3 protein-coding genes are annotated in these 3,029 nt (G+C 72.3%); all 3 read right to left on the bottom strand.

Annotated features, from left to right (window positions below):
* Positions 1–46: 46 nt before the first annotated feature.
* Entirely contained in the window at positions 47–760 is a 714-nt protein-coding gene (locus ABZ281_RS44195) for a sugar phosphate nucleotidyltransferase (RefSeq protein ID WP_356663897.1), read from the bottom strand.
* A gap of 68 nt (positions 761–828) precedes the next feature.
* Positions 829–1,830 carry a GDP-mannose 4,6-dehydratase gene (locus ABZ281_RS44190; RefSeq protein WP_356663895.1) on the bottom strand — a complete coding sequence of 334 codons (1,002 nt, stop codon included), beginning with the start codon at positions 1,828–1,830 and terminating at the stop codon, positions 829–831.
* Positions 1,831–1,881: 51 nt separating this feature from the next.
* Positions 1,882–3,029 (bottom strand): hypothetical protein (locus ABZ281_RS44185; RefSeq protein WP_356663893.1); only part of this gene is annotated, 1,148 nt, incomplete at its 5' end.

Raw genomic sequence — 3,029 nt, 5'->3', positions numbered from 1 at the left:
GCCCAGATAGCCGGTGGAGCCCAGGACGAGAATGCGCATGACGTGCTCAGGCTCCCTTGAGCAGAAGCGACTTGCGGGTGGTGAACTCGGCGTTGGCCCGGTCGTAGTCGTCCGGGCGGCCGATGTCCAGCCAGTACCCGTCGAAGTCGTAGGCGTGCGGCTGGTTGTCTGTCTTGAGCAGGTCGAGGACCAACTCGTCGAAGCCGAGCGGGAGTCCGGGAGTGTAGCCGTCGAGAGTGGTGCGGGACAGGCCGTAGACGCCCATGGAGACGCGGTAGTCCATGCTCGGCTTCTCGGTGAACGCGACGACCTTGCCGGAGTCGGTGGTCAGCACCCCGAAGTCGATGTGCACCTTGCGGGCGTACGTCGCGATGGTCAGCGGGGCCCCGCACGCGCGGTGCCGGCGCAGGACGTCGGCGTAGTCGAGGTCGGTGAGGACGTCGCCGTTCATCACCAGGAAGGTCTCGGGCAGCCGGTCGCGCAGGTTGAGCAGCGGGCCCATGGTGCCCAGCGGGCTCTCCTCGGTGGCGTAGCCGACGGCCAGGCCCCACTGGGAGCCGTCGCCGACGTAGGCGCGGATGATCTCGCCGAGGTGGCCGATGGCGATGGTGCAGCTGGTGAAACCGGCCGTGGACAGCTGGCGCAGCACGATCTCCAGGATGGCGTGCTGGTCGCCGATGGGCACGAGCGGCTTGGGCAGCGCGGTGGTGTAGGGCCGCAGCCGGACGCCCTTGCCTCCCGCCAGGATCACTACGTGCATGGGGTTCCTCCTTCGTGAACGCTTCATGGACGTGCGCGGACGTGACGGACGAGATCCGCTGTGCGGTGTCAGATGTTGTAGATGCCGGTCTTGTAGCGGGCGAGGTTGCCCGGGTCACGGAAGAACTCCACGGTGGACGCCAGGCCTTCCTCCAGGGTGTGGGCGGGCTGCCAGCCGGTGGCCGCGGCGAGTCGGCTCGCGTCCGCGACCAGCCGCATCACCTCGGAGTTGGCCGGCCGGATGCGGGCCTCGTCCGCGCGCACGTCGAGCGCGGTGTCCATCACCTTGCCGATGAGGGCGACCAGGTCGCCGACCGAGATCTCCCCGCCGGTCCCGGCGTTGAAGGTACGGCCCACGACCTGCCCGGCGGGCGCGGTGCCGACGGCGAGGAAGGCCTGCGCGGTGTCCTTGACGAAGGTGAAGTCCCGGGTGGGACGCAGGTCGCCGAGGGTGATGGTGCGCTCTCCCGCCGCGACCTGCCCGATGACGGTGGGGATGACCGCGCGCATCGACTGGCGCGGCCCGAAGGTGTTGAAGGGCCGCAGGGTGACGACCGGGGTGTCGAAACTGGCGTGGTAGCTGTCGGCCAGCCGGTCCCCGCCCGCCTTCGAAGCGGCGTACGGGGACTGGGTGTTGATGGGATGGTCCTCGGTGATGGGCACGGTCTGCGCGGTGCCGTACGTCTCGCTGGTGGAGGTGTGCACCAGCCGGGGCGTGCCGAGGGCGCGCACGGCCTCCAGCAGGTTGAGGGTGCCGGTGACGTTGGTGTCCACGTAGCTGTGCGGGGCCTGGTAGGAGTACGGGATCGCGATCAGGGCGGCCAGGTGGTACGCGGTGTCGGCGCCTTCGAGGAGGCCGCGGACGGAGCCGGGGTCACGGACGTCTCCGAGGACGATCTCGACCTGGTCCAGGACATCCGGGTGCAGGGTCTCCAGCCAGCCGTAGGAGGAGAAGGAGTTGTACTGGGCCATGGCCCTGACCCGGTGTCCGGAGGCGACCAGCGCCTCGGTGAGGTGCGAGCCGATGAAGCCCTCGGCTCCGGTGACGGCGGCGAGCGGTGCGGAGGTCAACTGCGGTGTCCCTTCGGTTGGGTGGGTAGCGAGCGGAGAGCGGGATCGGGCTCAGGCGTGCGGGGCCGGCCGGCCGAGCAGCCACAGCGCGCACGCCGACAGACACAGGGCGGCGGTGCCGCAGGCGGCCGGCAGGGCCAGGGCGTTGCCCGGTGGTAGGTGAAACAGGACGATCGCCCCGGCCCCGCCGGCCGCCGCCAGGCAGATCCCGGCCGACGACCAGGCCGCCCCGAACGCCTGGAGCAGCAGCGCGGTCCACAGAACGGCAGCCAGCAGCAGCAGGGCGGCCGGGTCCGCGCCGGTGAGCAGAGCGGCGGGCAGCAGCGGCGCGAGGTAGGCGAGCAGACAGAGGCCGAGAATGCCGGCCGAGCGCAGCAGGAACCCGGCCGGCGTGGCGGTGGCCCGCAGCGCGGCGACCGACAGCCCCCGGTAGCGGTACAGCAGCCATTCCGCCGGCCCCATGCTCAGCGTCAGCACGATCACCGCGTACGGCTCCTCCCGCCCCTCCAGCAGCACCAGCACGCCGGCGGCCAGCCCGAACAGGCCGTACGGCAGCGACCACAGCAGCCGAGGCCGGGTCGCCGCCATGACGGCCGGAACGGCGAGGGCGCCCCGCAGGACCCAGCCGGTGACGGTGAGCGTGGCGAGCAGCGCCAGCAGGGGCAGCCCAGTCCGGAGCAGAGAGCCGGGCTCCCACCACGGCAGGACGGCGGCACCCGCGAGCAGCGGGCTGAGCGCCGCCAGCAGCAGCCGTTCCCGGCCCAGCACCAGCAGGACGCCGGCGGCGGCCAGATACGCGGACTGTGCGGCCGCCACCAGGGTCACCGGTCCGCCGTCGGCGGGCAGCGCGGCGACCGCCGTGGCCACCGCCGCTCCCACGGGGGCGCCGGCCAGGAGGGTACGGCCCGCTTCCCGGCGTCCGGTCGCCATCCGCAGGTGCGCACGGTGGCCGAGCGCCTGCCCCCACGCCCACGAGACGAGCCCGGCCACGATGAGGGCGGGGGCGTACCCCACGGCGTTCCACAGGGGAGCGGTCAGCAGGTAGGCCAGCCCCGGCAGGGCGAACAGCACGCCCCGCAGCAGACAGCGCAAGGTGTCGGGACGCCAGGGGTCGGCCGCCGGGGCGGGTTCGGGGAAGGTGCGTGGCACCCGCTCGTAGAGGGCGGAGGCGAGGGAGAACAGGTTCGGGTGGCCGTACG

Source organism: Streptomyces sp. NPDC006265 (assembly GCF_040613555.1).
GTDB lineage: Bacteria > Actinomycetota > Actinomycetes > Streptomycetales > Streptomycetaceae > Streptomyces.
The sequence above is the reverse complement of the archived record's forward strand: the minus strand, read 5'-3'. Positions and strand labels throughout refer to the sequence as shown.

Coding starts and splice junctions, on each gene's coding strand:
- ABZ281_RS44195 (WP_356663897.1), bottom strand. CDS start 760: ATGCACGTAGTGATCCTGGCGGGAGGCAAGGGCGTCCGGCTGCGGCCC.